Source organism: Aeromicrobium sp. JP4, assembly GCF_054957925.1.
Genome location: NZ_CM143290.1, coordinates 1,573,905 through 1,596,694 on the forward strand (window position 1 = coordinate 1,573,905; position 22,790 = coordinate 1,596,694).

General features: G+C 70.6%; 21 protein-coding genes and 3 tRNA genes. 2 read left to right on the forward strand and 22 right to left on the reverse strand.

Annotated elements, in window-relative coordinates; all coding sequences use genetic code 11:
- Window positions 1–13: 13 nt before the first annotated feature.
- The 10 genes from ACY1JX_RS07805 to ACY1JX_RS07850 all read right to left on the reverse strand — a co-directional run bounded on the left by ACY1JX_RS07805 (window position 14) and on the right by ACY1JX_RS07850 (window position 5,500).
- Complete coding sequence (locus ACY1JX_RS07805; RefSeq protein ID WP_462565880.1) at window positions 14–1,039, reverse strand: UDP-N-acetylmuramate dehydrogenase; 1,026 nt, start codon at window positions 1,037–1,039, stop codon at window positions 14–16.
- 89 nt (window positions 1,040–1,128) lie between these two features.
- On the reverse strand, window positions 1,129–1,299 hold the full coding sequence (gene rpmG, locus ACY1JX_RS07810; protein ID WP_078699153.1) for a 50S ribosomal protein L33: 171 nt from the start codon (window positions 1,297–1,299) through the stop codon (window positions 1,129–1,131).
- Between the two features lie 67 nt (window positions 1,300–1,366).
- Window positions 1,367–1,443: transfer RNA gene (locus ACY1JX_RS07815), tRNA-Met, on the reverse strand.
- Between the two features lie 29 nt (window positions 1,444–1,472).
- Window positions 1,473–1,545 (reverse strand) — tRNA-Thr (locus tag ACY1JX_RS07820).
- 86 nt (window positions 1,546–1,631) lie between these two features.
- Window positions 1,632–2,657: a quinone-dependent dihydroorotate dehydrogenase gene (locus tag ACY1JX_RS07825; RefSeq protein ID WP_462565765.1), complete on the reverse strand. Its 1,026-nt coding sequence runs from the start codon at window positions 2,655–2,657 to the stop codon at window positions 1,632–1,634.
- Window positions 2,658–2,696: 39 nt separating this feature from the next.
- Window positions 2,697–3,218, reverse strand: a complete 522-nt coding sequence (locus tag ACY1JX_RS07830; RefSeq protein ID WP_286927682.1) for a class III extradiol ring-cleavage dioxygenase family protein — start codon at window positions 3,216–3,218, stop codon at window positions 2,697–2,699.
- Window positions 3,215–4,078: a dihydropteroate synthase gene (gene folP / locus ACY1JX_RS07835; RefSeq protein WP_286927681.1), complete on the reverse strand. Its 864-nt coding sequence runs from the start codon at window positions 4,076–4,078 to the stop codon at window positions 3,215–3,217. Before folP ends, ACY1JX_RS07830 begins: the two co-directional genes overlap by 4 nt.
- A complete protein-coding gene (locus tag ACY1JX_RS07840; RefSeq protein WP_462565766.1) occupies window positions 4,075–5,004 on the reverse strand; it encodes a glucosyl-3-phosphoglycerate synthase in 930 nt (309 codons plus the stop codon). Before ACY1JX_RS07840 ends, folP begins: the two co-directional genes overlap by 4 nt.
- 21 nt (window positions 5,005–5,025) lie before the next feature.
- Window positions 5,026–5,328, reverse strand: coding sequence for a hypothetical protein (locus tag ACY1JX_RS07845; RefSeq protein ID WP_462565767.1), 303 nt, complete (start codon window positions 5,326–5,328; stop codon window positions 5,026–5,028).
- A gap of 90 nt (window positions 5,329–5,418) precedes the next feature.
- A tRNA-Tyr gene (locus tag ACY1JX_RS07850) sits at window positions 5,419–5,500 on the reverse strand.
- A gap of 66 nt (window positions 5,501–5,566) precedes the next feature.
- On the opposite strand from ACY1JX_RS07850, the gene ACY1JX_RS07855 reads away from it, so the two are divergent.
- Window positions 5,567–6,058, forward strand: coding sequence for a YajQ family cyclic di-GMP-binding protein (locus ACY1JX_RS07855; protein WP_181754382.1), 492 nt, complete (start codon window positions 5,567–5,569; stop codon window positions 6,056–6,058).
- A gap of 19 nt (window positions 6,059–6,077) precedes the next feature.
- Here the strand turns inward: ACY1JX_RS07855 and ACY1JX_RS07860 are convergent, their stop codons facing one another.
- The 3 genes from ACY1JX_RS07860 to ACY1JX_RS07870 form a co-directional block, all read right to left on the reverse strand.
- Window positions 6,078–7,760 (reverse strand): alpha-amylase family protein, encoded by a 1,683-nt coding sequence (locus tag ACY1JX_RS07860; RefSeq protein WP_462565768.1) that lies wholly within the window; start codon window positions 7,758–7,760, stop codon window positions 6,078–6,080.
- Window positions 7,761–7,787: 27 nt separating this feature from the next.
- A complete protein-coding gene (locus ACY1JX_RS07865; RefSeq protein ID WP_462565769.1) occupies window positions 7,788–8,750 on the reverse strand; it encodes a TIGR03885 family FMN-dependent LLM class oxidoreductase in 963 nt (320 codons plus the stop codon).
- A gap of 181 nt (window positions 8,751–8,931) precedes the next feature.
- A complete protein-coding gene (locus ACY1JX_RS07870; protein ID WP_462565770.1) occupies window positions 8,932–10,143 on the reverse strand; it encodes an MFS transporter in 1,212 nt (403 codons plus the stop codon).
- Between the two features lie 62 nt (window positions 10,144–10,205).
- Between ACY1JX_RS07870 and rarD the strand changes: the two genes are divergently transcribed.
- Window positions 10,206–11,138, forward strand: coding sequence for an EamA family transporter RarD (rarD, locus tag ACY1JX_RS07875; protein WP_462565771.1), 933 nt, complete (start codon window positions 10,206–10,208; stop codon window positions 11,136–11,138).
- A 120-nt stretch (window positions 11,139–11,258) separates the two neighbouring features.
- Here the strand turns inward: rarD and ACY1JX_RS07880 are convergent, their stop codons facing one another.
- From ACY1JX_RS07880 to ACY1JX_RS07920, 9 genes are read right to left on the reverse strand one after another with little or no spacing between them, the layout of a single operon-like run.
- Entirely contained in the window at window positions 11,259–12,245 is a 987-nt protein-coding gene (locus ACY1JX_RS07880) for a polyprenyl synthetase family protein (RefSeq protein WP_338072835.1), read from the reverse strand.
- Window positions 12,246–12,283: 38 nt separating this feature from the next.
- Window positions 12,284–13,915, reverse strand: coding sequence for an NADH-quinone oxidoreductase subunit NuoN (nuoN, locus tag ACY1JX_RS07885; protein ID WP_286927672.1), 1,632 nt, complete (start codon window positions 13,913–13,915; stop codon window positions 12,284–12,286).
- Window positions 13,912–15,450 carry an NADH-quinone oxidoreductase subunit M gene (locus ACY1JX_RS07890; protein WP_286927671.1) on the reverse strand — a complete coding sequence of 513 codons (1,539 nt, stop codon included), beginning with the start codon at window positions 15,448–15,450 and terminating at the stop codon, window positions 13,912–13,914. The genes nuoN and ACY1JX_RS07890 overlap by 4 nt, the downstream gene beginning before the upstream one ends.
- Entirely contained in the window at window positions 15,447–17,324 is a 1,878-nt protein-coding gene (gene nuoL / locus ACY1JX_RS07895) for an NADH-quinone oxidoreductase subunit L (protein ID WP_181754366.1), read from the reverse strand. Before nuoL ends, ACY1JX_RS07890 begins: the two co-directional genes overlap by 4 nt.
- A gap of 10 nt (window positions 17,325–17,334) precedes the next feature.
- Window positions 17,335–17,628 (reverse strand): NADH-quinone oxidoreductase subunit NuoK, encoded by a 294-nt coding sequence (gene nuoK, locus ACY1JX_RS07900; protein ID WP_181754365.1) that lies wholly within the window; start codon window positions 17,626–17,628, stop codon window positions 17,335–17,337.
- Window positions 17,625–18,476, reverse strand: a complete 852-nt coding sequence (locus ACY1JX_RS07905; RefSeq protein WP_286927669.1) for an NADH-quinone oxidoreductase subunit J — start codon at window positions 18,474–18,476, stop codon at window positions 17,625–17,627. The genes nuoK and ACY1JX_RS07905 overlap by 4 nt, the downstream gene beginning before the upstream one ends.
- Window positions 18,473–19,027 (reverse strand): NADH-quinone oxidoreductase subunit NuoI, encoded by a 555-nt coding sequence (gene nuoI / locus ACY1JX_RS07910; protein WP_181754361.1) that lies wholly within the window; start codon window positions 19,025–19,027, stop codon window positions 18,473–18,475. The genes ACY1JX_RS07905 and nuoI overlap by 4 nt, the downstream gene beginning before the upstream one ends.
- Window positions 19,024–20,292 carry an NADH-quinone oxidoreductase subunit NuoH gene (gene nuoH, locus ACY1JX_RS07915; RefSeq protein ID WP_286927668.1) on the reverse strand — a complete coding sequence of 423 codons (1,269 nt, stop codon included), beginning with the start codon at window positions 20,290–20,292 and terminating at the stop codon, window positions 19,024–19,026. The genes nuoI and nuoH overlap by 4 nt, the downstream gene beginning before the upstream one ends.
- Window positions 20,292–22,682, reverse strand: coding sequence for an NADH-quinone oxidoreductase subunit G (locus ACY1JX_RS07920; RefSeq protein ID WP_286927667.1), 2,391 nt, complete (start codon window positions 22,680–22,682; stop codon window positions 20,292–20,294). Before ACY1JX_RS07920 ends, nuoH begins: the two co-directional genes overlap by 1 nt.
- Between the last annotated feature and the right edge of the window lie 108 nt (window positions 22,683–22,790).

Sequence of the window (22,790 nt, forward strand, 5' to 3'; positions counted from 1 at the left end):
GTCGGCGGCGGCCCTAGAGCCGGTCGCCGCCGACGAGCACGGGCTCGTTGACCAGCCGGATCCCGAACTCGCGCTCGACGCCGTCGCGGACCTCGCGCGCCAGTGCCAGCAGGTCGGCCGTGGTGGCGCCGCCGCGGTTCGTCAGGGCGAGCACGTGCTTGCCGGAGAGGGCCACGGGCCCCCGGCCGAAGCCCTTCTCGAAGCCCGCGTGGTCGATCAGCCACGCCGCGCTCGTCTTGACCGAGCCGTCGGCCTGCTCGAACCGGGGTGCCCCGGACGGCAGCTTCGCGGCCTCGTCGGCCGTGAGGATCGGGTTCGTGAAGAACGACCCCGCGCTCCACGTGTCGTGGTCCTGGGGGTCGAGCACCATGCCCTTGCCGCGCCGCAGCGCCAGCACCGTCTCGCGCACCTGCGCCAGGCGGGCGCGGGCGCCGACCTCCACGCCCAGGTGCCGGGCGAGCTCGGCGTAGCGCACGGGCGCGCTCAGCGCTCCGGCGAAGCGCAGCTGGAACGCCACGGTGAGGACCACGAAGCGATCCGGCTCGTCCTTGAAGCGGCTGTGGCGGTAGCCGAACCCGAGGTCGGTGAACATCAGCGTGCGGACCCGCTTCTCGGCACGGTCCCACGCGCGGACGCTGACGATCGTGTCGGCGACCTCCTGGCCGTAGGCGCCGACGTTCTGGATCGGGGTGGCACCGACCGAGCCCGGGATCCCGGCGAGCGCCTCGACGCCCTCCCAGTCGTGGGCGACGGCGTGGGCGACGAACTCGTCCCAGCTCTCCCCGGCCGCCACGGTGACCATGGCGCCGCTGCAGGCGTCGGCCGAGACGTCGATGCCGCGCGTGCGGACGAGCACGACGGTGCCCTCGAAGCCGGCGTCGGAGACCACGAGGTTGCTGCCGCCGCCGACCAGCAGGACGGGCTCGCCGGCCTCGTCAGCGGCGCGCACGGCGGCGATCAGCTCGTCCTCGGTGGTCGCCTCGACGACCGAGCGGGCCGGGCCGCCCAGACGGAGCGTGGTGACCTCGGACAGGAGCATGTCGGCGACGCTAGCAGGCACGATCGGGACCTCCACAGAACGCCGACGACCCCCGCGCCGGTCGGCACGGGGGTCGTCGCAAGACGGGTTCAGCGCGTTTCGCGGTGCGCCTGGTGGGCGTTGCAGCGCGCGCAGTACTTCTTGACCTCGAGGCGATCGGGGTCGTTGCGACGGTTCTTCTTGGTGATGTAGTTGCGTTCCTTGCACTCGGTGCAGGCCAAGGTGATCTTGGGACGAACGTCGGAGCTCTTGCTGGCCACGGTGTGCCTCTTCTGGTCGGTGCCCCACCCGTTGCCGGGCGGGAGGTTTGCTGCTGACTAGCCGGTCTGGTAGCTGGGGCGGGGCTCGAACCCGCGACCTCACGATTATGAGTCGTGCGCTCTGACCAACTGAGCTACCCAGCCACGGAGTTGCGAGTCACCTCGCTCCTCAGAGCCCCTTTACGGAATCGAACCGTAGACCTTTTCCTTACCATGGAAACGCTCTGCCGACTGAGCTAAAGGGGCAAGCCGACAAGTAAAGATACCGGGTCAGGTGCCGGGTTCCCAAATCGGGGTGGTCACGATGTCGATCCGCCTTGGTATCGCAGCGTTCATCGTGCGGCGGCGGCGAGCCGGGAGGGCCACTTCGGGCCTCCGTAGATGAAGCCCGTGTAGCCCTGGACGAGGTCGGCACCGGCCTCGATCCGGGCCCGCACGTCGGCCTCGTCGGTCACCCCGCCGACGCCGATCAGGGTGAGCCCCGCGCCGGCACGGTCGCGGATGCGGCGCAACACCTCGACGGCGCGGTCGGCCAGGACCGGGCCGGACAGCCCGCCGGCCCCGGCGGCATCGACGACGTCGCGCGGCGTGAGCAGCTCGGCAGGCCGGGCGATCGTGGTGTTCGTGGCGCTGATCCCGTCGAGGCCCAGCTCGAGAACGAGGTCGGTGACCCGGTCGACGTCCTCGTCGGCGAGGTCGGGGGCGATCTTGACCACGAGCGGGACACGGCGACCGTGGTTGCCGTCGGCGACGCCCTTGACCGCCGCGAGGATCGGCTCGAGCGACTCCACCGCCTGGAGGTCGCGCAGGCCCGGGGTGTTGGGGCTCGAGACGTTGACGACGAGGTAGTCGGCGTGCGGCGCGAGCAGGCGGGCGCTCTCGACGTAGTCCTCGGCCGCGCGCTCGGCCGGGACGACCTTGGTCTTGCCGATGTTCACCCCGATGACGGCGCGGCGGCCCGCTGCCGTGCCGCGCAGGCGGTGCAGACGGGAGGCCACGACGGCGGCACCGTCGTTGTTGAAGCCCATGCGGTTGACGATGGCGCGGTCGTCGACGAGCCGGAACAGCCTCGGACGGTCGTTGCCGGGCTGGGGCCGCGCCGTGACCGTGCCGATCTCGACGTGACCGAAGCCGAGGGCCAGGAGACCGAGCACTCCGCGGGCGTTCTTGTCGAAGCCGGCCGCGAGGCCGAAGCGGTGCGGGAACTCGATGCCCATCACCTCGATCGGCGACGGGTCGACCCGGTACGCGAGCCGGGACACGGGACGGCCCAGGCGGATCGCGGCGAAGGCGCGTTCGTGGATGCGCTCGGGATCCATGCGGGCGAACACGGAGTCGAAGAGCGCGTCGTAGGCCACGGCGACCAGCCTAGGACACGGCCACCGCCGCGCCTCCGGTCAGGCTCGGAGCCAGGCGGCGACCCACCAGAGCACACCGTGAGGGGCGTCGGCGTAGGGCACCGAGACCTGCCAGCGCCCGTCCAGGCCCTCCCCCAGCGCCGTGAGCGTCTTGATGCCCGAGGCCCACAGATCGGCGCCGAGCGTGGCGTCCAGCGCGGCCAGGCGGGCGCCGTCACCCGAGCGCAGCGCGAGGTCGACGGTGTCGTCGAAGTCCAGCGCGCGCTCGTCGAAGTGGCCCGGCGCCTTCTCGCTGCGCTTCGCGCTGCCGTTGGCCATGACCAGCAGGACCTCGGCGTCGGCGTCGACCGCGCCGTCGAAGCCGGCGGCGTCGAGCAGGGCGCGGGCCACCGGCTCGGCGAAGGGGTCGTCGCCGACGACGGCAACGGAGTCGACCCCCGCGACGACCGCGCGCACCGCGGCCACCGCGGAGACCCGCAGGTCGGCCACCGGGTCCTCCAGGCTCGCGTACCGCGGCAGGAGGGCCGGAACGGGCGGCACGACCACGAACCGGCGGATCACGCGAGGCCCCGGATCGCGCGCGCGGGCCGGCGCCGGCCCGCGATCGTCCAGGCCATGTCGACGACCTGACGGGTCTCGGGGACCTGGTGGACGCGGTAGACCCGGGCGCCGGCCGTGGCGGCGACGGCCGTGGCCGCGAGCGTGCCCAGCAGGCGCTCCCCCACCGGGCGGTCGAGGGTCTCGCCGACGAAGTCCTTGTTCGACAGCGACACCAGCACCGGCCACCCGGTGTCGACCATTTCGCCCAGGCGACGGGTCACCTCGAGCGAATGGAACGTGTTCTTGCCGAAGTCGTGCGCCGGATCGATCAGGAGGCTCTCGCGCGCCACTCCCAGGGCGAGTGCGCGCTCGGCCTGCGCCACGGTGGACGCGATCGCGTCGGCCACCACGTCGTCGTACTCGATGCGGTGCGGCCGCGTGCGCGGCGTGATGCCGCCGGTGTGCGTGCAGACCATCGCGACGTCGAACTCGGCGGCGACCTCGGCCAGCGCCGGGTCGGCACCTCCCCAGGCGTCGTTCAGCAGGTCGGCACCGGCCTCGCAGACGGCGCGGGCCACCTCGGAGCGCCACGTGTCGACGCTGATCACCACGTCGGGGAAGGCCGACCGCACGCGCTCGACGAACCCGACCACGCGGCGCTTCTCCTCGTCGGCGTCGATCTCGGCACCGGGGGCCGCCTTGATGCCGCCGATGTCGACGATCTCAGCGCCCTCCGCGACGACCTGCTGCACGCGCTCGAACGCCGAGTCCTCGGCCCACGTGGCGCCCCGGTCGAAGAACGAGTCGGGCGTGCGGTTGACGATCGCCATCATCAGCGTGCGGTCGTCGTCGAAGCTGTGGCGTCCGAGGCGCAGGGTCATCGGGCCACCTCGGCGAACGGCGGGCGCTCGGTGAGGTCGACGTCCTGGTGCATCGCCACGAACGCCCCCTCGAACGACCGGAACTGGCGCAGGGTGGCCTCGTCTGCGTCGGGCGCGCGACCGGCGCGCGACATCATCGCGGCCAGCAGCTGCACGGACATCGCTCCGAGGGCGCGGAGGGGCTGGTGGGAGTGCGCGCGCCGGCCGAGATCGACCTGGGCGATGGCACCGATCCCCTCGGCGTCGCTCACATCGACCAGCGCGGCGAGGTCGACGCCGTACCCGACGGGCACGCTGAGGGACGCCAGCGCGGTGCGGCGCACGGCCCACTCCCCCGCGAGCGGCTGGACCACGTGGGTGAGCTCGGGCCGCAGCAGCGCCAGCGCCGGACGGGCGACGAGCTCGGTGGCCCGGCCGCCGCCGTCGGGATCGTCGAGGGCGCCCTCGCGGTAGGGGCGCTCGTAGAAGCCCTTCACGAGCGTCACCGAGGGATCGGTCAGCAGCGGCCCGAGCAGCCCGGTGACGAAGTGCGTGCCCCACTCGGTGAGGTCGGCGTCGACGAACACGAGCACGTCGCCCGTGGCCACGAACTGCGCCTTCCAGATCGCCTCGCCCTTGCCCCGGTGGCTGCCGAGGTCGGGACGGATGTCAGCGAGGTGGTGGACGGCGGCTCCGGCCTGCGCGGCGAGGCGCGCGGTGTCGTCGGTCGAGCCGCTGTCGATCACCAGCAGCTCGTCGACGAGGCCCGCGTCACCGACGAACGCGTCGTGGATCCGGCCGGCGACGTCGCCCACGGTGGCGGCCTCGTCCAGCGCGGGGATCACGACGGTGACCCGGACGCCGGCGTCACGCTTCGCCCGCAGGAGTGCAGCGGGGTCCCACTGGTCCCAGCGGTAGGTCCTGCGATCGAACCACGTGTCAGCCACGCGCTCACCGTACCCGCGGGCTCAGCGGAGGTCGTCGTCGACGACCACGCCGCCCAGCAGCCGCTCAACCAGGAAGCGAGCCTGCGTGACGCTGGGCGCGGCGGCCTCGGCCAGAGGCTGCGGCTCGGGCTCGTCGTACGCCAGCCCCGCGACCGCGGCGTCCCACGCGGCGGAGAGCTCGGTCATCAGCGCGACCACCTGGTCCTCGTGGCGCTGGTGACGCGCCTCCTCGAGGAGGTCGAGCTCGTAGGCGTCGGGCACGAGCTCGTAGAGCCCGTGCAGGGTCGAGGCTTCACCGGGACGGCGATCGTCGGCGTGGCTCATGCCTCGACGATAGGGGCCCGGACCGACATTCGGCCACGCCGCGGCAACGAACGAGCCCCCGACCGTCTCCGGTCGGGGGCTCGCGTCACGTGGCAGGTAGAGGATTCGAACCTCTGTAGGCAATGCCGGCTGATTTACAGTCAGCTCCCTTTGGCCGCTCGGGCAACCTGCCGCGACAGTCTGCAAGATTACCCCAGCGTCCGGTGGACCTCGAAATCAGGGCGGCTAGGGTGGACTCATGGCCGATTCCTCGTTCGACATCGTCAGCAAGATCGACCGCCAGGAGGCGGACAACGCGCTCAACCAGGCGGTCAAGGAGATCGCGACGCGGTACGACTTCAAGAACACCAACGCCTCCATCGAGTGGAAGGGCGAGTGGGGCGTCGAGATCACCGCGAACGCCGAGGAGCGCGCGCTGGCCATCCTCGACGTCTTCCAGACGAAGCTCGTCAAGCGCGGCATCAGCCTCAAGACGTTCGAGGCCGACGACCCGCGCCAGTCGGGCAAGGACGTGAAGATCAACGGCACCTTCACCGAGGGCATCAGCACCGAGCAGGCCAAGAAGGTCAGCAAGCTGATCCGCGACGAGGGCCCCAAGGGCGCGAAGGTGCAGATCCAAGGCGACGAGCTCCGGGTCACCAGCAAGTCGCGCGACGACCTGCAGGAGGTCATCGCCCTGGTCAAGGGCGCCGACCTCGACTTCGCGGTGCAGTTCACGAACTACCGCTGAATCGCTGCGGCCGCCCCCGTCAGGCCAGCCGGCGACCCTCCGGCGGCACGACACGAAGCCACCGGTAGCCGTAGCCGTCCATCGCGACCTCCGCCCGTCCGTCGGCGTCGAGCTCGGTGGCACCCGACTGGAGCAGGTCGACCAAGCGGCAGCCGGCCTCGCATCGGGTGAGCTGGAGCGGGACGGTGCAGCGGTCCGGCGAGAAGTTGTGCACGGCGAGCATCCGCCGGTCGTCCCACCGGGACTCGTGAGCCAGCACGTTGCGGTGTGGCTGTTCGAGGATCGTGAAGTCGGACCAGCCGAGCTCGGGAGACTCGCGGTACCTGCGGATCAACAGCGCCACGAAGTTCAGGAGGGAGTCAGGGTCGGAGCGCTGGTCGGCGACGTTGACGTGCTCGGGGCTGAAAGGCCCCTCGACCACGGGCCATCGCAGGCGGGAGGGCGCCGCGCTGCTGAAGCCGCCGCTGCGGTCGGGGGACCACTGCATGGGTGAGCGGACCGCCATCCGTCCCTCGATCTCGAGGTTCTCACCCATCCCGATCTCCTCCCCGTAGAACAGGGAGGGTGTGCCGGGGAGCGAGAACATCAGGCTGTAGGCCATCCTGATCCGCCGTGGGTCGCCGTCGAGCATGGGCGGCAACCGCCGCCGCAGTCCGCGGCCGAAGAGCTGCAGCTCGGGGTCCGGGCCGAAGGCGGCGAAGACCTCCTGGCGCTCACTCTCACTGAGCTTGTCGAGCGTGAGCTCGTCGTGGTTGCGCAGGAACGACGCCCACTGGGCATCGGCGTGGATGGCCGGTCGCCGTTTCAGCGTGCGGGCCAGGGGTCGGGCGTCCTCGCGCGCCAGCGAGAGGTACAGGTTCTGCATGCCGACGAAGTCGAACATCATCGTCAGCTCGTCCCCGTCACGGCCGCCGAAGAACTTCTTCTGCTCCGGGTAGGGCAGGTTGACCTCTCCGAGCAGGATGCCGTCGCCCGTGCGCCGCCCGAGGAACGACCGCAACGAGGCCAGGTAGTCGTGAGGATCGGCGAAGTCCTGCGCCTGGCTGTCCGCGATCCCCTCCAGACCGAGCAGAAACGGCACGGCGTCGACCCGGAAGCCGGAGATGCCGAGCTCGAGCCAGAAGCCCATCACCTTCGCGATCTCGTCGCGGACCTTCGGGTTGGCCACGTTGAGGTCGGGCTGGTGCTTGTAGAACCGGTGCAGGTAGTACTCTCCGGTGCGCGCGTCCAGCTCCCAGATGCTGTCCTCCTGGTCAGGGAACACCACCTGGTCGGAGGTGTCCTGCTCCGGTGCCTCTGCGCGCCACACGTAGAAGTCCCGGAAGGGCGAGCGCTTGCTCGACCGCGCCGCCTTGAACCAGGGGTGCTGGTCGGAGGTGTGGTTCACCACCAGGTCGACGATGACCCGGATGCCGCGGTCCCGGGCGGTCCGCACCAACTCCACCACGTCGCCGTGCGTTCCCAGCCGGGCGTCGACGCCGTAGAAGTCGGTGATGTCGTAACCGTCGTCGCGGTTGGCCGTCGGGTAGAACGGCATCAACCACAAGCAGGTGATGCCCAGCTCGGCGAGATAGTCGATCCGCTCGGTGACGCCGACGAAGTCACCGACTCCGTCACCGTTCCAGTCGAGGAAGGTCTCGACGTCCAGGCAGTAGACGACAGCCGTCTTCCACCACAGGTCTGCCGTGTCACTGATCCTCATCCGTGCCTCCCGGTGCGACTTACGTGTTCAGTGTCCCTGCAGCTGCGGAAGCACACGGTCCGCGAACGCCTCCTGGAAGGCCTGCTGCTCCCGGCCGACGTGGTGCAGGTACAACTCGTCGAACCCCAGCTCGACGTACTCGGCGAGCCAGGCGGCGTGCCGGTGGAGGTCGTCGGAGACGAGCACGACCTGCTTCACCTGCTCGAGCGGGACGTGCTCGGAGGCGATGTCGAAGATCTCGGCGGAGTCGATGTCCCAGGATGCCGGTGGAGGGAAGGTGTTCGTGCGCCACTGGTCGTGGGCGATCGCCTCCGCACGGTGCATCGAAGGGTCCCAGGACAGGTGCACCTGCAGGCGCAGCGGCCCAGTGCCCCCGGCGTCGCGGTAGGCGTCGATCATCTGGCGCAGCTTGTCGTGGGGCTGGTTCACCGTGATCAGGCCGTCGGCCCAGGCCGCGACCTCGCCCGCGGTGGTCACGCTGACCGCAGGGCCGACCAAGTGTGGCAACGGATCGGGCAAGGACCAGAGCCGCGCTCGGTCCACGGTGACGAGTCCCTGGTGGGTGACCTCCTCACCGGCGAGGAGGCGGCGGATGACCTCGACGCACTCCCGCACTCTGGCGTTGCGGACCTCCTTGGGCGGCCACGGGTCCCCGGTGATGTGCTCGTTCGAGGCCTCCCCCGAGCCCAGTCCGGCCCAGATGCGGCCGGGGAACATGGCCCCGAGCGTGCCGAGCGCCTGAGCGACGATCGCCGGGTGGTATCGCTGTCCCGGGGCGTTCACGACACCGAAGGGCAGACGCGTCGTGGCCAGTGCGGCGCCGAGCCAGGCCCAGGCGAAGCCTGACTGGCCCTGGCGTTCGCTCCACGGCGAGAAGTGGTCGGAGGACATCGCGGCGTCGAAGCCGAGCTGCTCCGCGCGCTGCACGTCCTGGAGCAGTTGTGCTGGGTGGATCTGCTCGTGCGAGCAGTGGACTCCGATGGTCGTCATGTCCGTGCTGGCCCCTACCGGTGTGGTCGAATCGACAGCGTGTGCAGCACCCTGCCGAGGGAACTCCTGCCTACCTGCGTATCAGATGCGACGCGCGAAGACGAGCGTCCGCTCGTCAGCCGCGGCTGGCGCGTCTCGCCAACGCAGGTGGGCCGACGGACCGTGCAGCAGACTGCACCGCCTACCGCTGAACGGTGACGTCTCGCTGGCGGGCCGCTCCGGCGACCAGGACCCCGGCCAGGAGCATGACCGCGGCCGACGCCGCCAGGGCCCACGCTGCGCTGAGCTCCTCGGCGGCGATCCCGAGCGCCACTCCCCCGGCCGATGCCGAGCCCAGGAACGCCATCGACGTGACCGACAGGGCCGTGGCCCGGTGCGCCTCGGTGACCCGGTCGTGCACGAGCGCGTTGTAGGCCGCGCCGAACGACGTGTGCACGAGGTAGCAGAGCCAGAACCCGGCCACGAGCGCGACGGGGCCGCCGGCGATCGCCATCACGGCCAGACCCAGCCCCTCGGCCACCGCGAGGATCGGCGCCACCACGCCGGGGCCCACCTCGCGCAGGACGCGCGACGCGACGGTGGCCCCGAGCGCCGCAAGGCCCCACGCGATCGACGAGACGACACCGAGGACGCTGCCGGCGGCGGAGGTGTCGGTCGAGAACTCGGCGAGCCGGACCGGCATCAGCATCTCCAGGCCGGCCACGGCCACGCCGCACAGCAGCATCGCCGCGGTCAGCAGGCGCAGGCGGCGGCCGAAGGCCACGCGCACACCGGTCGCGAGGGTGTGCCGCCATGCGGCGGCGGTGGTGGGCTCGGTACGGGCGACCGGCTCCATCAGCAGCCGGGCGGCGACGACCTGGACCACCACGATCCCGATCGCCAGGACGTAGGGCACCGCGAGGGAGTCGCCGGCCGACCACGGGGACACGTACAGGAGCCCGGCGGACAGCAGCGAGCCGATCGCGATCGCCGCGCTGATCACGCCGCCGGCCGTGGCCAGCGCCGAGGGCACCTCGTCGGCGGCGCCGCGCGCGTTCTCGGCGTCGACGAACCACGACTCCAGCGCGCCGCTGTCGAGCGCGCGGAAGAGCCCGCTGACGCCCCAGGCGAGTGCGAACGCCAGCACCGACTGCGCGGCGAGCGTGAGCGCGTAGGCCGCAATCGCCGCGACACCCGACGCGATGAAGACCGGCCGGCGCCCCCACGAGTCGGCCAGCGCACCGCTGGGGACCTCCATGACGATCACGACGATCCCCTGGGCCGCCATCGCGATGCCGATCTCGGCGATCGTCAGGCCACGCTCGAGCGGCAGCAGCAGCGCGACGGGCATGAGCAGGCCCGTGGCGAGCCAGCGCAGGCCGAGCAGCAGCAGGAACCGTCCGCGCACCCCCATGCCCCGACTCTAGGGGCCACCCAGCGGGATGAAGCGGAGCGCCGAGGGTGTTGAGTTAGCACGTGGCGACCTCGAACACCGACTCCAGGGCCGGGCTGATCTACGGCACGGCGGCGTACCTCTGCTGGGGGTTCTTCCCGCTCTACTGGCCCCTGCTGGAGCCGGCGTCGCCCTACGAGGTGCTCGCCCACCGCATCGTGTGGACCCTCGTGTTCTGCGTGGGCCTGCTGACGATCACCCACAAGTGGGCGGCCTACCGGTCGATCCTGGGCCAGCGCCGCCTCATGATGCCGCTCGCGCTGGCCTCGGTCGTCATCACGCTCAACTGGGGCGGCTTCATCTACGGCGTGACGAACGGCCACGTGATCGAGACGAGCCTCGGGTACTTCATCAACCCGCTCATGACGGTGCTGCTGGGCGTCTTCCTGCTGGGCGAGAACCTGCGGAGGCTGCAGTGGGTGGCCGTCGGCCTGGGCATCCTCGCGGTGGTCGTCCTCACCGTCGACTACGGCCGGCCGCCGTGGATCGCGCTGCTGCTGGCGACCAGCTTCGCCACGTACGGGTTCCTGAAGAAGCGCGCGAACCTCGGCACGATCGAGGCCCTGTCGGTGGAGACCACGATCCTCACGCCGTTCGCGATCGCCTACCTCGTCTTCCTCGCGATGACCGGAACGCTGGCCTTCGGCCACGAGGGCACCTGGAACACGCTGCTGCTGATGGGCACGGGCGTGGTCACCGGGATCCCGCTGCTGATGTTCGGCGCCGCCGCGACGCGGCTGACCCTGACCACGATCGGCATCCTGCAGTACCTCGGGCCGATCCTGCAGTTCATCTTCGGCCTGACGATCTTCGGCGAGGAGATGGGCGCGGCACGGTGGGTCGGCTTCGTGATGGTGTGGTCCGCGCTGGTGATCTTCACGTACGACGCGATCAGCACGCGGCGCCGCGCCAAGCGGACCGTCGACGAGTGCGCCGCGGAGTCCACCGCGATCTGAGGTTCTCGGCGGCGTTCGCCGAGTGGCGCAAACCGGGGTCGCGAGTGGCGCAGAAACGCCCGCCACTCGGCGAGTGGCGGGCAGATGTGCGCCACTCGCGGTGAGGTGGGTAGCGCGGGATTAGCCCAAGCGCTGGGTGGAGCGGGTGCAGATGTCGTCGAGCGCGTCGCGGGCGGGGCCCGCGGGCAGCTTGTCGAGGAGGGCACGGGCCGCGTCGGCCTCGGCGCGGACGTAGGCGCGCGCCTCGTCCATGGCCGGGTGCTCCCGCAGCGCGCGGATGACCCACTGGACGTCGTCCTCGTCCTCGATGGGGCCCGAGAGCAGGTCGCGCAGGCGCTCGTCACCGGCGACGGGGTTCGACTGCACCAGCAGCGTGGGCAGGGTGGGCACGCCCTCGCGCAGGTCGGTGCCGGGCACCTTGCCCGAGTCGTCGGCGTCGCTGGCGACGTCGATGATGTCGTCGGCCAGCTGGAAGGCCACGCCGATCCGCTCGCCGAACTCCAGCAGCGTGGACTCGACGTCCTCGCCGGCACCGGACATCATGGCGCCGAAGCGCGCGGCGGTGGCGATCAGCGAGCCGGTCTTGTCGGCCACGACCGAGAGGTAGTGCTCGAGCGGGTCGTCGCCCGGGCCCGGACCCAGGGTCTCGCGGAGCTGGCCGTGCACCAGGCGGGCGAACGTCTCGGCCTGGATGCGCACGGCATCGGGGCCGAGGTCGGCCACCAGCGAGGACGCCCGCGCGAAGAGGAAGTCACCGACGAGGATCGCGACGGAGTTGTTCCAGCGCGCGTTGGCGCTGGGCGCCCCGCGGCGCATGGATGCCTCGTCCATCACGTCGTCGTGGTACAGCGTGGCGAGGTGGGTCAGCTCGACCACGACGGCGGCGGGGACGATGTCCTCGCGCGTGGGGTCGCCGAACTCGGCGCACAGCACCGTGAGCAGCGGCCGGAAGCGCTTGCCACCGGCCTGCAGCAGGTGCGAGGACGCCTCGGCGACGAGCGGCTCCGGGCTGTGGGCGGACGTGATCAGCAGGTCCTCGACCTGCTGCACCCCCGCGGAGACACGCTGCTCCAACGCGTCATCCGCGAACGACCCGACGCTGGCCACGTCCCACTTCCTTCCCACAACCGCCGACGACATGCCCGCTAGCGCACGAAGGCGCCGGCGTTCTGGGCCAGATCCAGCATCGGGCCCGGCAGGAGGCCGAGCACGACCGTCGTGATCACGGCCAAGGCAATGACCACGGTAGTCGGCACGCCCGCGACGGCCACGGTCGGCCCGTCACCGACGGGGTCGGTGAAGAACATCAGCACGATGACACGGACGTAGAAGTAGGCCGCGATCGCGCTGCACAGGACGCCGATGACGACCAGCACCCAGGCCCCGCCACCCCACGCGGCGCTGAACACGGCCCACTTGCCGATGAAGCCGGCGGTGAGCGGGATACCCGCGAACGACAGCATGAAGATCGCGAACGAGCCGGCCAGGAACGGCGACTCCTTGCCCAGGCCCGCCCACTTCGACAGGTGGGTGGTCTCGCCGGCCGAGTCGCGCACGACCGTCACGATCGCGAACGCACCGATCGTGGCCACGCCGTAGGCGAGCAGGTAGAAGAGCACGGACGACACCGACGTGATCGCCAGTCCGTCCTCCTGGCCCAGGTACGCACCCGACAGGCCCACGGTGAGGAAGCCGGCGTGGGCGATCGAGGAGTACGCCAGCATGCGCTTGACGTCGGTCTGGCTGATCGCCACGACCGAGCCCACGATCATCGTCAGCACGGCGACGACCCACAGCACCGGGCGCCAGTCCCACGACGCACCACCGAAGGCCACGAACAGCACGCGCATCATCGCGATGAACGCGGCCGCCTTGGTGGCGGCGGCCATGAAGGCGGTGACCGGCGTCGGGGCGCCCTGGTAGACGTCGGGCGTCCAGCTGTGGAACGGCACGGCGCCCACCTTGAACAGCAGGCCCACCAGCAGCAGGCCGATGGCGGCCAGCAGGATCGGCGTCTCGTCGCTGCGGGCCGAGATCGCGGTGTCGATCTCGGTGAGGTTCAGGCTGCCGGCGTACCCGTAGGCCAGCGCGGCACCGTAGAGGAAGAACGCCGAGGCGAACGCGCCCAGCAGGAAGTACTTCATCGCAGCTTCCTGGCTGAGCAGGCGACGGCGACGCGCCACGCCGCACAGCACGTACAGCGGCAGGCTCAGGACCTCGAGGGCCACGAACATCGTGATGAGGTCGTTGGAGACCGAGAACAGCATCATGCCCGAGAGCGCGAACACCGCGAGCGGGAAGACCTCGGTGTGCTCCAGGCGTGCCGTCGTGGCCTCCGCCTCGCCGGGCGAGCCCGGGGCGTCGGCCGCACGGCCGATGAAGTCGCTCAGGCCGCGCTCGTGCGAGCGCTCGGCGAACATGAGGAACGACAGGACCGCGAACAGCAGCAGGAGCGCCCACGTCAGGACGCCGGGGCCGTCGACCGCGACGGCGCCCTCCGCACCGGTGCCGCCGAGCGCGGCCCAGCGGGCCTCGGGGACCTCCTCGAGACCGAGGTAGACCCACACGGTGAGGCCGAGCGCGACCAGCGAGCCGAGGACGGCCACGACGGCCTGCGTGAGGAACCGCGCGCGCCGGGGCACGGCGATCTCGATGACGAGCCCGATCATCGCGAGCGCGCCGACCGCGATGAGCGGCGACAGCTGCGCGTAGTCCAGGTCGGCAGCGGGGATGTCGGGCCCGGCGGTGGCCAGGACGGAGGAGACTGCGCCGATCATTCGTGGGCTCCTTCCGTCTGGTCTGCGAGGTCGATGGGCGCGCGCTGCGGCGGGTCGCCGACCCCCACGGTGGCCACGGTGGGCTCGACGGCCGGGTCGATGACCGCCAGCAGCGGCTGCGGCACGAAGCCGAGGCCGATGATCAGCACGAGGGCGGGGGTCAGCGAGCCGACCTCACGACGCGTCAGGTCGGTGAACCCTGCGGTGCCCTCGTTCAGCGGGCCGGTCATGGTGCGCTGGTACATCAGCAGGATGTAGACGGCGGCCAGGACGATGCCGAGGGTCGCGGCGGTGGCGATCGGGATCGAGCGCGTGAACGTGCCGGCGAGCACGAGGAACTCCGAGACGAACGGCGCGAGTCCCGGCAGCGAGAGGCTGGAGAGGCCGCCGACGAGCAGCACGCCCGACAGCACCGGCGCGACCTTCTGAACGCCGCCGAAGTCGCTGATGCGGGCCGAGCCGCGGCGCGTGATCATCATGCCGGCGACGAGGAACAGCACGGCCGTGGAGAGGCCGTGGTTGAACATGTAGAGCACCGAGCCCGTCATCGACACCGACGTGAACGCGAAGATGCCCATGATGATGAAGCCGAAGTGCGAGACCGAGGTCAGCGCGATGAGGCGGCGCAGGTCGTCCTGGCCGATCGCGAGCAGCGCTCCGTAGAGGATGCTGATCACCGCGAGGACGAGCACGACCGGGCTGGCCCACTCCGAGGCACCGGGGAACAGCTCCAGGCACCAGCGGATCATGCCGAACGTGCCGATCTTGTCGATCACGCTGACCATCAGCACCGAGGTGCCCGGAGTCGCCGAGCCCGCGGCGTCGGGCAGCCACGTGTGGAACGGCCACAGCGGCGCCTTGATCGCGAACGCGATGAAGAAGCCCAGGAAGAGCAGCCGCTCGGTGGTCTGGGACATCTCCAGGCCCATGAGGTCGGCGTGCAGGAACGTCGCGCCGCCCTGCTGCGTGGACAGCACGTACAGGCCCACGACCGACGCGAGCATGAGCAGGCCGCCGACCAGGTTGTAGACCAGGAACTTGACCGCCGCGTAGCTGCGCTGGCCGGTGCCGTGGCCGCCGATCAGGAAGTAGATCGGGATCAGCGTGGCCTCGAACAGGACGTAGAACGTGAAGACGTCGGTGGCGGCGAACACGCCGATGGCGAGCGCCTCCAGCACGAGCATCAGCGCGAAGTAGGAGTTCGTCCCCGCGGGGTCGTGCTCCTTGTCGCGCCACGACGCGGCCAGGACGATCGGGACCAGCACCGTGGTCAGGAAGATCATCGTGAGGCCGATGCCGTTGACGCCGAGCGCCCAGTGGGCCCCGATGGCACCGATCCACTCGTAGTCCTCGGTCAGCTGGTAGCCGCCGCTCTCGATGTCGAAGCGGCTCAGCAGCGCGAGCGACATGACGAGCGTCAGGATCGACACGCCGAAGGCGACGTACCGCGGCAGCAGGCCGTCGGCCGACCGCGGCAGGAGCGCGACCACGAGCGACCCCAGGAGGGGAACGGCGATCAGCAGGGACAGCATCATGCGAGCGTCACCGCCAGCAGGCCCAGCAGGACCACGAGAGCACCTCCGAGCACCATCAGTGCATAGGAACGGACATAGCCGGTCTGCGGCTTGCGCAGCTCGCCGGAGACTTCACCGATGCGGTCGGCCGACCCGGACACGAGGCCGTCGATGACCTTCGCGTCGGCCCACACCAGGGCGCGGGTCAGGTGGATCGTGGGACGAACCACGAGCGCATCGTTCACGTTGTTGCCGTAGAGCTCGGCGCGACCGGCCCGGGTGAAGACCGAGACCTCGGAGTCGGCGGGGGCGGTGTCGGCGATCTCGCGGCGGCCGTAGAGGACCCAGGCGAGCGCGACACCCGCGGCCACGACGATCAGCACGATCACCGTGACGACCCAGATCGGGACGGCGAGCTCGTGGTGCACCGGGTGACCGGTGGCCGGCTCGAGCCACTCCTCGATCCAGTCGCCGAGCGCCATCACGCCGGCGAACAGCGACAGGGCGGCCAGGATCATGAGCGGGACGGTCATCACGGCGGGCGACTCGTGCGGGTGCACGTCCTCGCGCCAGCGCCGCTCGCCGAAGAACGTCATCAGCATGAGGCGCGTCATGTAGAACGCGGTGATGCCCGCGCCGATGAGCGCGGCCAGGCCGACCCAGATGTTGTGGCCCAGCGCGGCCTCGATGATCTTGTCCTTGGAGAAGAAGCCCGAGGTGCCGGGGAAGCCCAGGATCGCCAGGTAGCCGATGCCGAACGTGTAGAAAGTGATCGGCATGGCCTTGCTCAGGCCGCCGTAGTGGCGCATGTCGACGTCGTCGTTCATGCCGTGCATGACCGAGCCGGCGCCGAGGAACATGTTGGCCTTGAAGAAGCCGTGGGTCAGCAGGTGGAAGATCGCGAAGGCGTAGCCGGCCGGGCCGAGGCCGGCGGCAAGCATCATGTAGCCGATCTGGCTCATGGTGGAGCCGGCGAGCGCCTTCTTGATGTCGTCCTTCGTGCAGCCGATCCAGGCGCCGGCCAGCAGCGTGACGAAGCCGACCGCGATGACGAAGTTCCTGGCCGTGGGCGAGGCGTCGAAGATGTCGTGCGAGCGCACGACGAGGTAGACGCCCGCGGTGACCATGGTGGCCGCGTGAATGAGCGCCGAGACCGGCGTGGGGCCCTCCATCGCGTCGAGCAGCCAGGCCTGCAGCGGCACCTGCGCGGACTTGCCGCACGCGCCGAGCAGCAGCAGCAGGCCGAGCGCGGTGGCGACGTTGCCCGAGACCGAGCCGACCTGGTCGTTGACCGCGGCGATCGAGGTGGTGCCGAACCAGGCGAACATCGTCATGATCGCCAGCGCCATGCCGAGGTCGCCGACGCGGTTGAGCACGAAGGCCTTCTTGGCGGCGGCGGCCGCCGAGGGCTTGTGCTGCCAGAACCCGATCAGCAGGTAGGACGCCAGGCCGACGCCCTCCCAGCCGAGGAACAGCACGAGGTAGTCGGCCGCGAGGACCAGCGTCAGCATCGCGGCGATGAACAGGTTCAGGTAGGCGAAGAACCGGCGACGGCGCGGGTCGTGCGCCATGTACCCGATCGAGTACACGTGGATCAGCGTGCCGACGCCGGTGATGAGCAGCACGAACAGGCTCGAGAGCGTGTCGAACGTGAACGAGAAGTCCACGTGGAACGCCCCGGCGTCGATCCAGGTGCCGAGGGTCTCGGTGACCGAGCGGTCCTCGGGATCGCGTCCAGCCAGCTGGATGAACATGATGAGGCCGAGCACGAACGACGCGGCCGAGCACGCGGTGGCGATCAGGTGTCCGAAGCGGTCGGACTCCTTGCCCCACGTGAGCAGGAGCGCGGCGCCCGCCAGCGGGATGGCGATGAGCAGCCAGGACAGTTCCAGCACGACGTCTCCCTCAGGCCTTCAGCAGGTTCGCCTCGTCGACCGAAGTCGTCCGACGCGTGCGGTAGATGGACACGATGATGGCCAGTCCGATGGTGACCTCGGCGGCGGCGACGACCATGACGAAGAACGCCGCGACCTGTCCGTCGAGGTTGCCGTGCTGGCGCGCGAACGAGACGAACGCGAGGTTGGTGGCGTTCAGCATGAGCTCGACGCACATGAACACGACGATCGCGTTGCGGCGCACGAGGACGCCGACCGCGCCGATCGAGAACAGCAGCATCGACAGGGTGAGGTACTCGGTCATGCGCGGTCCTCCTCGTCGGTGGCCCCGCCGGTAGCCTCACCGGTGGTCGGGTTGGCGACGTCGGGTCGCTCGGTGGTGAGCGGCCGCGCGTCGGGATCGATGTCGCTCGCCGAGATCTGGCCCACCACGCGGGTGACGTCCTCGCCGTCGTGCACCTCGAACTGGTGGCGCGACACGAGCGTGCCGGGCACCGACTCGGGCAGCGGGGTGCCGTCGGGCAGCAGCGCCGGGGTGTCGACGGCGTTGTGCCGGGCGAAGACGCCGGGCGTCGGCGCGTTGCCCGGGTGCTTGCCGGTCTCGGCGTAGTCGCGCATGCGGCGCGCCTGGAGCTCGGCCTGGGTGGGCGGGTCGACGAGGCGCTCGCGGTGGGCCAGCACCATGGCGCCGAGCACCGCGACGATCATCAGCGCGGCGGTGAACTCGAACGCCAGCACGTACTTGGTGAACAGCAGCGAGGCGAGGCCGTGGACGTTGCCGTTCGCGTTGGCCTCGCCGAGGCCGACGACGGCGGCGGACACCGACTGCGCGATCGCGGTGGTCAGCACCAGCGCGAACAGGATGCCCACGATCGCCGCCGCGGCACGGTGGCCCTTGATGGTCTCCACGACCGAGTCGGAGGTCTCGACGCCCACGAGCATCAGCACGAACAGGAACAGCATCATGATGGCGCCGGTGTAGACGATGATCTGCACCGCGAACAGGAACGGGGCGCCCTGCGCCGCGTAGAGCATCGCGAGGCAGATCATCACGACCGCCAGGCACAGCGCCGCGTGCACCGCCTTGCGGGCGAAGATGAGCCCCATCGCCGCCAGCACCATCACCGGGGCGAGGATCCAGAACGCGGTCACGCCGTGGCCTCCGGCCCGCTCGTGGTCTCCACGATCGGCAGCGACTTCCCGCGGTAGTAGTCCGTGTGGTCGTCGCTGATGAGCATCTCGTGCGGCGGCTCGACCATGCCCGGCAGCAGCGGCGCCAGCAGGTCGGACTTCTCGTAGATCAGGTCGGCGCGGTTGTCGTCGGCCAGCTCGTACTCGTTGGTCATCGTGAGCGCGCGGGTGGGGCACGCCTCGATGCACAGGCCGCACAGGATGCAGCGCAGGTAGTTGATCTGGTAGACGCGGCCGTACCGCTCACCGGGGCTGAAGCGCTCGTCCTCGGTGTTGCTGGCGCCCTCGACGTAGATGGCGTCGGCGGGGCACGCCCACGCGCACAGCTCGCAGCCGACGCACTTCTCCAGGCCGTCGGGCCAGCGATTGAGCTGGTGCCGGCCGTGGAAGCGCGGCGCCGTGGGCACCTTCTCGAACGGGTACTTCTCGGTGACCGGCTTCTTGAACATCGTCCGGAACGTCACGCCGAAGCCGGCGATCGGGTCCCAGAGGGTCTCCTTGAGTGTCGTCATCGCGCTTCTCCCCCATCAGTGGGCTGCGAGGTGGTGGTCGGTGCGGCGGCCATGGCGTCGCGCTGCGAGGGCAGCGGCGGCACCGGGTAGCCACCGGCGAAGGCGTCGAACTCCTGCGGTTCGGGCTCGAGCTCCTCGTCCTCCTCGTCCCGCGTGGGCAGGAAGAAGGTGATGAGCAGCAGCGCGCCGGCGACTCCGGCGGCCACGAGCATGGCGTTCTGGTCGAGCATGTCCTCGACCTGGAGCTTGCGGATGAACGCCAGGGCGACGATCCAGCCGAGCGCGATCGGGATGAGCCACTTCCAGCCGAAGTGCATGAACTGGTCGTAGCGCATGCGCGGCAGGGTGCCGCGCAGCCAGATGTACATGAAGATGAAGCCGAGCGTCTTGAGGAAGAACCACAGGACGGGCCAGTAGCCCTCGTTGGCGCCCTCCCAGATCTGGGCGATGCCGAACGGCGCACGCCAGCCGCCGAGGAACATCGTGGTCGCCAGCGCCGCGACGGTGACCATGTTGATGTACTCGGCCAGGAAGAACATCGCGAACTTGAACGACGAGTACTCGGTGTGGAAGCCGCCCACGAGCTCGCCCTCGGCCTCGGGGAGGTCGAACGGGGCGCGGTTGGTCTCGCCGACCATGGCGATGACGTAGATGATGAACGACGGCAGCAGCGGGATGAAGAACCAGATGTCCTCCTGCGCCGCGACGATCTCGGACGTCGACATGGAGCCGGCGTAGATGAAGACCGTGACCAGCGCCAGGCCCATCGCGACCTCGTAGCTGATCACCTGGGCGCTGGAGCGCAGGCCGCCCAGCAGGGCGTAGATCGAGCCGGAGGACCAGCCGGCCAGGACGATGCCGTACACGCCGACCGAGGTGACCGCGAGGATGTAGAGCACCGCGACGGGCAGGTCGGTCAGCTGCAGGGGCGTCTCGTGGCCGAAGAAGTTGACCACCGGGCCGAACGGGATGACCGCCCAGGCCAGGAACGACGGCACCACCGCGATGATCGGCGCGACGTAGTAGACGACCTTGTCGGCGGCCTTCGGGAAGATCTCCTCCTTCAGGCCCAGCTTCACACCGTCGGCGAGGCTCTGCAGCAGGCCGAACGGGCCGTTGACGTTCGGGCCGATGCGGTGCTGCATCCGCGCCACGACACGGCGCTCGAACCAGATGTTGAAGAGCGTGTAGAGGACGAGGAAGACGAAGATCAGCAGCGCCTTGAGCGCCACCACCCACCAGGGATCGTTGCCGAAGAGCTCCATCAGGAAACACCTCCCGACAGCGCGACCCGCGCGCCGTGACCGGCTCCGGTGGCGGCGCCGAGGTTCACACCGGAGTTGGTGGGCGCCCACACGACCCCGTCGGGCATGAAGGCCGCCTCGGCCACGAACGTGGCCGATCCGGTGGGTCCCGTCAGCGTGGCAGGGCCGCCCGGCTGCACGCCGGCGGCGAGCAGCGTGGCCTCGCTGGCCCGCAGGACGGGCTGCCGCGCGGTCTGGCGGTAGAAGTCGGCGCCGTCCTGGAGGCGGCCGTCGTCGACGAGCAGCTTCCAGGTGTCGAGGACGACCTTCTTCGCGGCCGACCGGGGGGCGGCCTGCTTGCGGGCGCGGAACGCAGCGCGCTTGCCGTCCCAGGGGCCGAGCTCACGCCACTCGGCGCCGGCCTCGTCGACCGTGCGGATGCCGATCGGGCGGCCGAGCTCCTCGGCGATACCGGCGAGCACGCGCACGTCGGGCAGGGAAGGAGCGTCGAAGAGGACCTTGGCGAAGGGCCGCGGACGACCCTCCCAGTTCACGAACGTGCCGGCCTTCTCCACCGGGGGCGCGACGGGCAGGACCACGTCGGCCAGCTCTGTGACGGCGGACTCGCGCACCTCGAGGCTCACCAGGAAGCCGACGGCGCGCAGGGCCTCGCGTGCGGCCGCGGGATCGGCCAGGTCGTCGAGGTCGACACCGCCAACCACGAGTGCTCCCAGCTCACCGGACGCCGCCGCCGCGATGATCGCGTCGGTGTCGAGGCCGGCCTCGTCGGACAGGCTCGCGACGCCCCAGTCGGCGGCCACGTCGGCGCGCGCCTCGGCGGACGCCACGGGGCGGCCACCGGGCAGGACGGTGGGCAGGCAGCCCGCGTCAAGGGCGCTGCGGTCGCCGGCACGGCGCGGGACCCACGCCCAGCGGGCACCGGTCTCATCGGCCTTGGCGGCCACGGCGGACAGGCCACCGGGCACCGCGGCCAGGCGCTCGCCGGCCAGGATGACGCTGCCTGCGGGAAGCTCGAGGGCGGCCAGCGCCTCGGGCTCGCTCCCGGGCACCGTGGGCACGAGGGTGCCGTTCATCTTCGTCAGGCCGCGCGTGGCGTGCGTGCCGAGAGCGATGACGTTCACGCCCTTGCGGCTCGCCTTGCGCAGACGCAGGAACAGAGTGCCGGCCTCGTCCTCGGGCTCGAGGCCCACGAGGACCACGGTGGAGGCGCGCTCGAGGTCGGCGAAGCGGACGCCGACCGGCGTGCCGGCGACCTTCGCCGCGAGGAACTCGGTCTCCTCCTTGGCCGTGGCCCGGGTGCGGAAGTCGATGTTGTTGGTGCCGAGGGCCACGCGGGCGAACTTGGCGTAGGCGTAGGCGTCCTCGACCGTGAGGCGACCGCCGGTCAGCACGCCCTTGCCGGCCGCGGCGGCCAGACCCCGCGCCGCGACGGCGAGCGCACCGGGCCACGAGGTGGGCTCGAGCTCACCGGTCTGCGGGTTGCGCACGAGCGGCGTCGTCAGGCGGTCGGCCTGGCGCGACCAGGTGAACGCGAAGCGGTCCTTGTCGGTGATCCACTCCTCGTTGACCTCGGGGTCGTCGCCGGCGAGCCGGCGCATGACCTTGCCGCGGCGGTGGTCGACACGGATCGCCGCACCGCAGGCGTCGTGCTCGGAGACCGAGGGGACGCTGATCAGGTCGAACGGGCGCGAGCGGAAGCGGTAGTCGGCGCTGGTGAGCGCGCCCACGGGGCAGATCTGGATCGTGTTGCCGCTGAAGTACGACCCGAACGGGACGTCCTCGGCGATGCCGATCTGCTGATGGGCCCCGCGCTCGAGCAGGGCGATGAACGGGTCGCCGGCGATCTCGGACTGGAAGCGCGTGCAGCGCTGGCACAGGACGCAGCGCTCGCGGTCGAGCAGCACGTTGCTCGAGAGCGGGAGCGGCTTGGGGAACAGGCGCTTGGTCTCGATGAAGCGCGACTCGGACGCGCCGTGCGAGAGGGCCTGGTTCTGCAGCGGGCACTCGCCGCCCTTGTCGCAGACGGGGCAGTCGAGCGGGTGGTTCGCGAGCAGGAACTCGAGGATGCCCTCCTGGGCCTTCTCGGCGACCGGCGACGTGACCTGCGTGCGCACGACCATGCCGGGGGCGACCTCGAGGGTGCACGAGGCCTGGGGCTTCGGCATCGGCCGGCCGTTGCCGGCGTCGGGGATCTCGACGAGGCACTGACGGCAGGCGCCCGCGGGGGCGAGCAGCGGGTGGTCGCAGAAGCGCGGGATCTCGGTGCCGATCAGCTCGGCGGCGCGGATCACCAGCGTGCCCTTGGGGACGCTGACGTCGACGTCGTCGATCGACAGCGTGACCAGGTCGACGGGCGTCGTGTCGGTGGGGTTCGGCTCGGTGACGGTCATGAGTGGACACCTCCGACGGGGACGATGGTGGTCTCGATACGCACTCGACGACCGGTGATCGAGTAGCTCGTGAGCGCAGCGAACGGCGTATCGAGATCACGGGGAGGA

What these genes read in the sequence shown, in the direction of transcription:
- ACY1JX_RS07805 (WP_462565880.1), bottom strand. Translation starts at nt 1,039, where the DNA reads ATGCTCCTGTCCGAGGTCACCACGCTCCGTCTGGGCGGCCCGGCCCGC.
- folP (WP_286927681.1), bottom strand. Translation starts at nt 4,078, where the DNA reads ATGACCCTGCGCCTCGGACGCCACAGCTTCGACGACGACCGCACGCTG.
- ACY1JX_RS07845 (WP_462565767.1), bottom strand. Translation starts at nt 5,328, where the DNA reads ATGAGCCACGCCGACGATCGCCGTCCCGGTGAAGCCTCGACCCTGCAC.
- ACY1JX_RS07855 (WP_181754382.1), top strand. Translation starts at nt 5,567, where the DNA reads ATGGCCGATTCCTCGTTCGACATCGTCAGCAAGATCGACCGCCAGGAG.
- ACY1JX_RS07860 (WP_462565768.1), bottom strand. Translation starts at nt 7,760, where the DNA reads ATGAGGATCAGTGACACGGCAGACCTGTGGTGGAAGACGGCTGTCGTC.
- ACY1JX_RS07865 (WP_462565769.1), bottom strand. Translation starts at nt 8,750, where the DNA reads ATGACGACCATCGGAGTCCACTGCTCGCACGAGCAGATCCACCCAGCA.
- ACY1JX_RS07870 (WP_462565770.1), bottom strand. Translation starts at nt 10,143, where the DNA reads ATGGGGGTGCGCGGACGGTTCCTGCTGCTGCTCGGCCTGCGCTGGCTC.
- nuoN (WP_286927672.1), bottom strand. Translation starts at nt 13,915, where the DNA reads ATGATCGGCGCAGTCTCCTCCGTCCTGGCCACCGCCGGGCCCGACATC.
- ACY1JX_RS07890 (WP_286927671.1), bottom strand. Translation starts at nt 15,450, where the DNA reads ATGATGCTGTCCCTGCTGATCGCCGTTCCCCTCCTGGGGTCGCTCGTG.
- nuoK (WP_181754365.1), bottom strand. Translation starts at nt 17,628, where the DNA reads ATGACCGAGTACCTCACCCTGTCGATGCTGCTGTTCTCGATCGGCGCG.
- nuoI (WP_181754361.1), bottom strand. Translation starts at nt 19,027, where the DNA reads ATGACGACACTCAAGGAGACCCTCTGGGACCCGATCGCCGGCTTCGGC.
- nuoH (WP_286927668.1), bottom strand. Translation starts at nt 20,292, where the DNA reads ATGGAGCTCTTCGGCAACGATCCCTGGTGGGTGGTGGCGCTCAAGGCG.
- ACY1JX_RS07920 (WP_286927667.1), bottom strand. Translation starts at nt 22,682, where the DNA reads ATGACCGTCACCGAGCCGAACCCCACCGACACGACGCCCGTCGACCTG.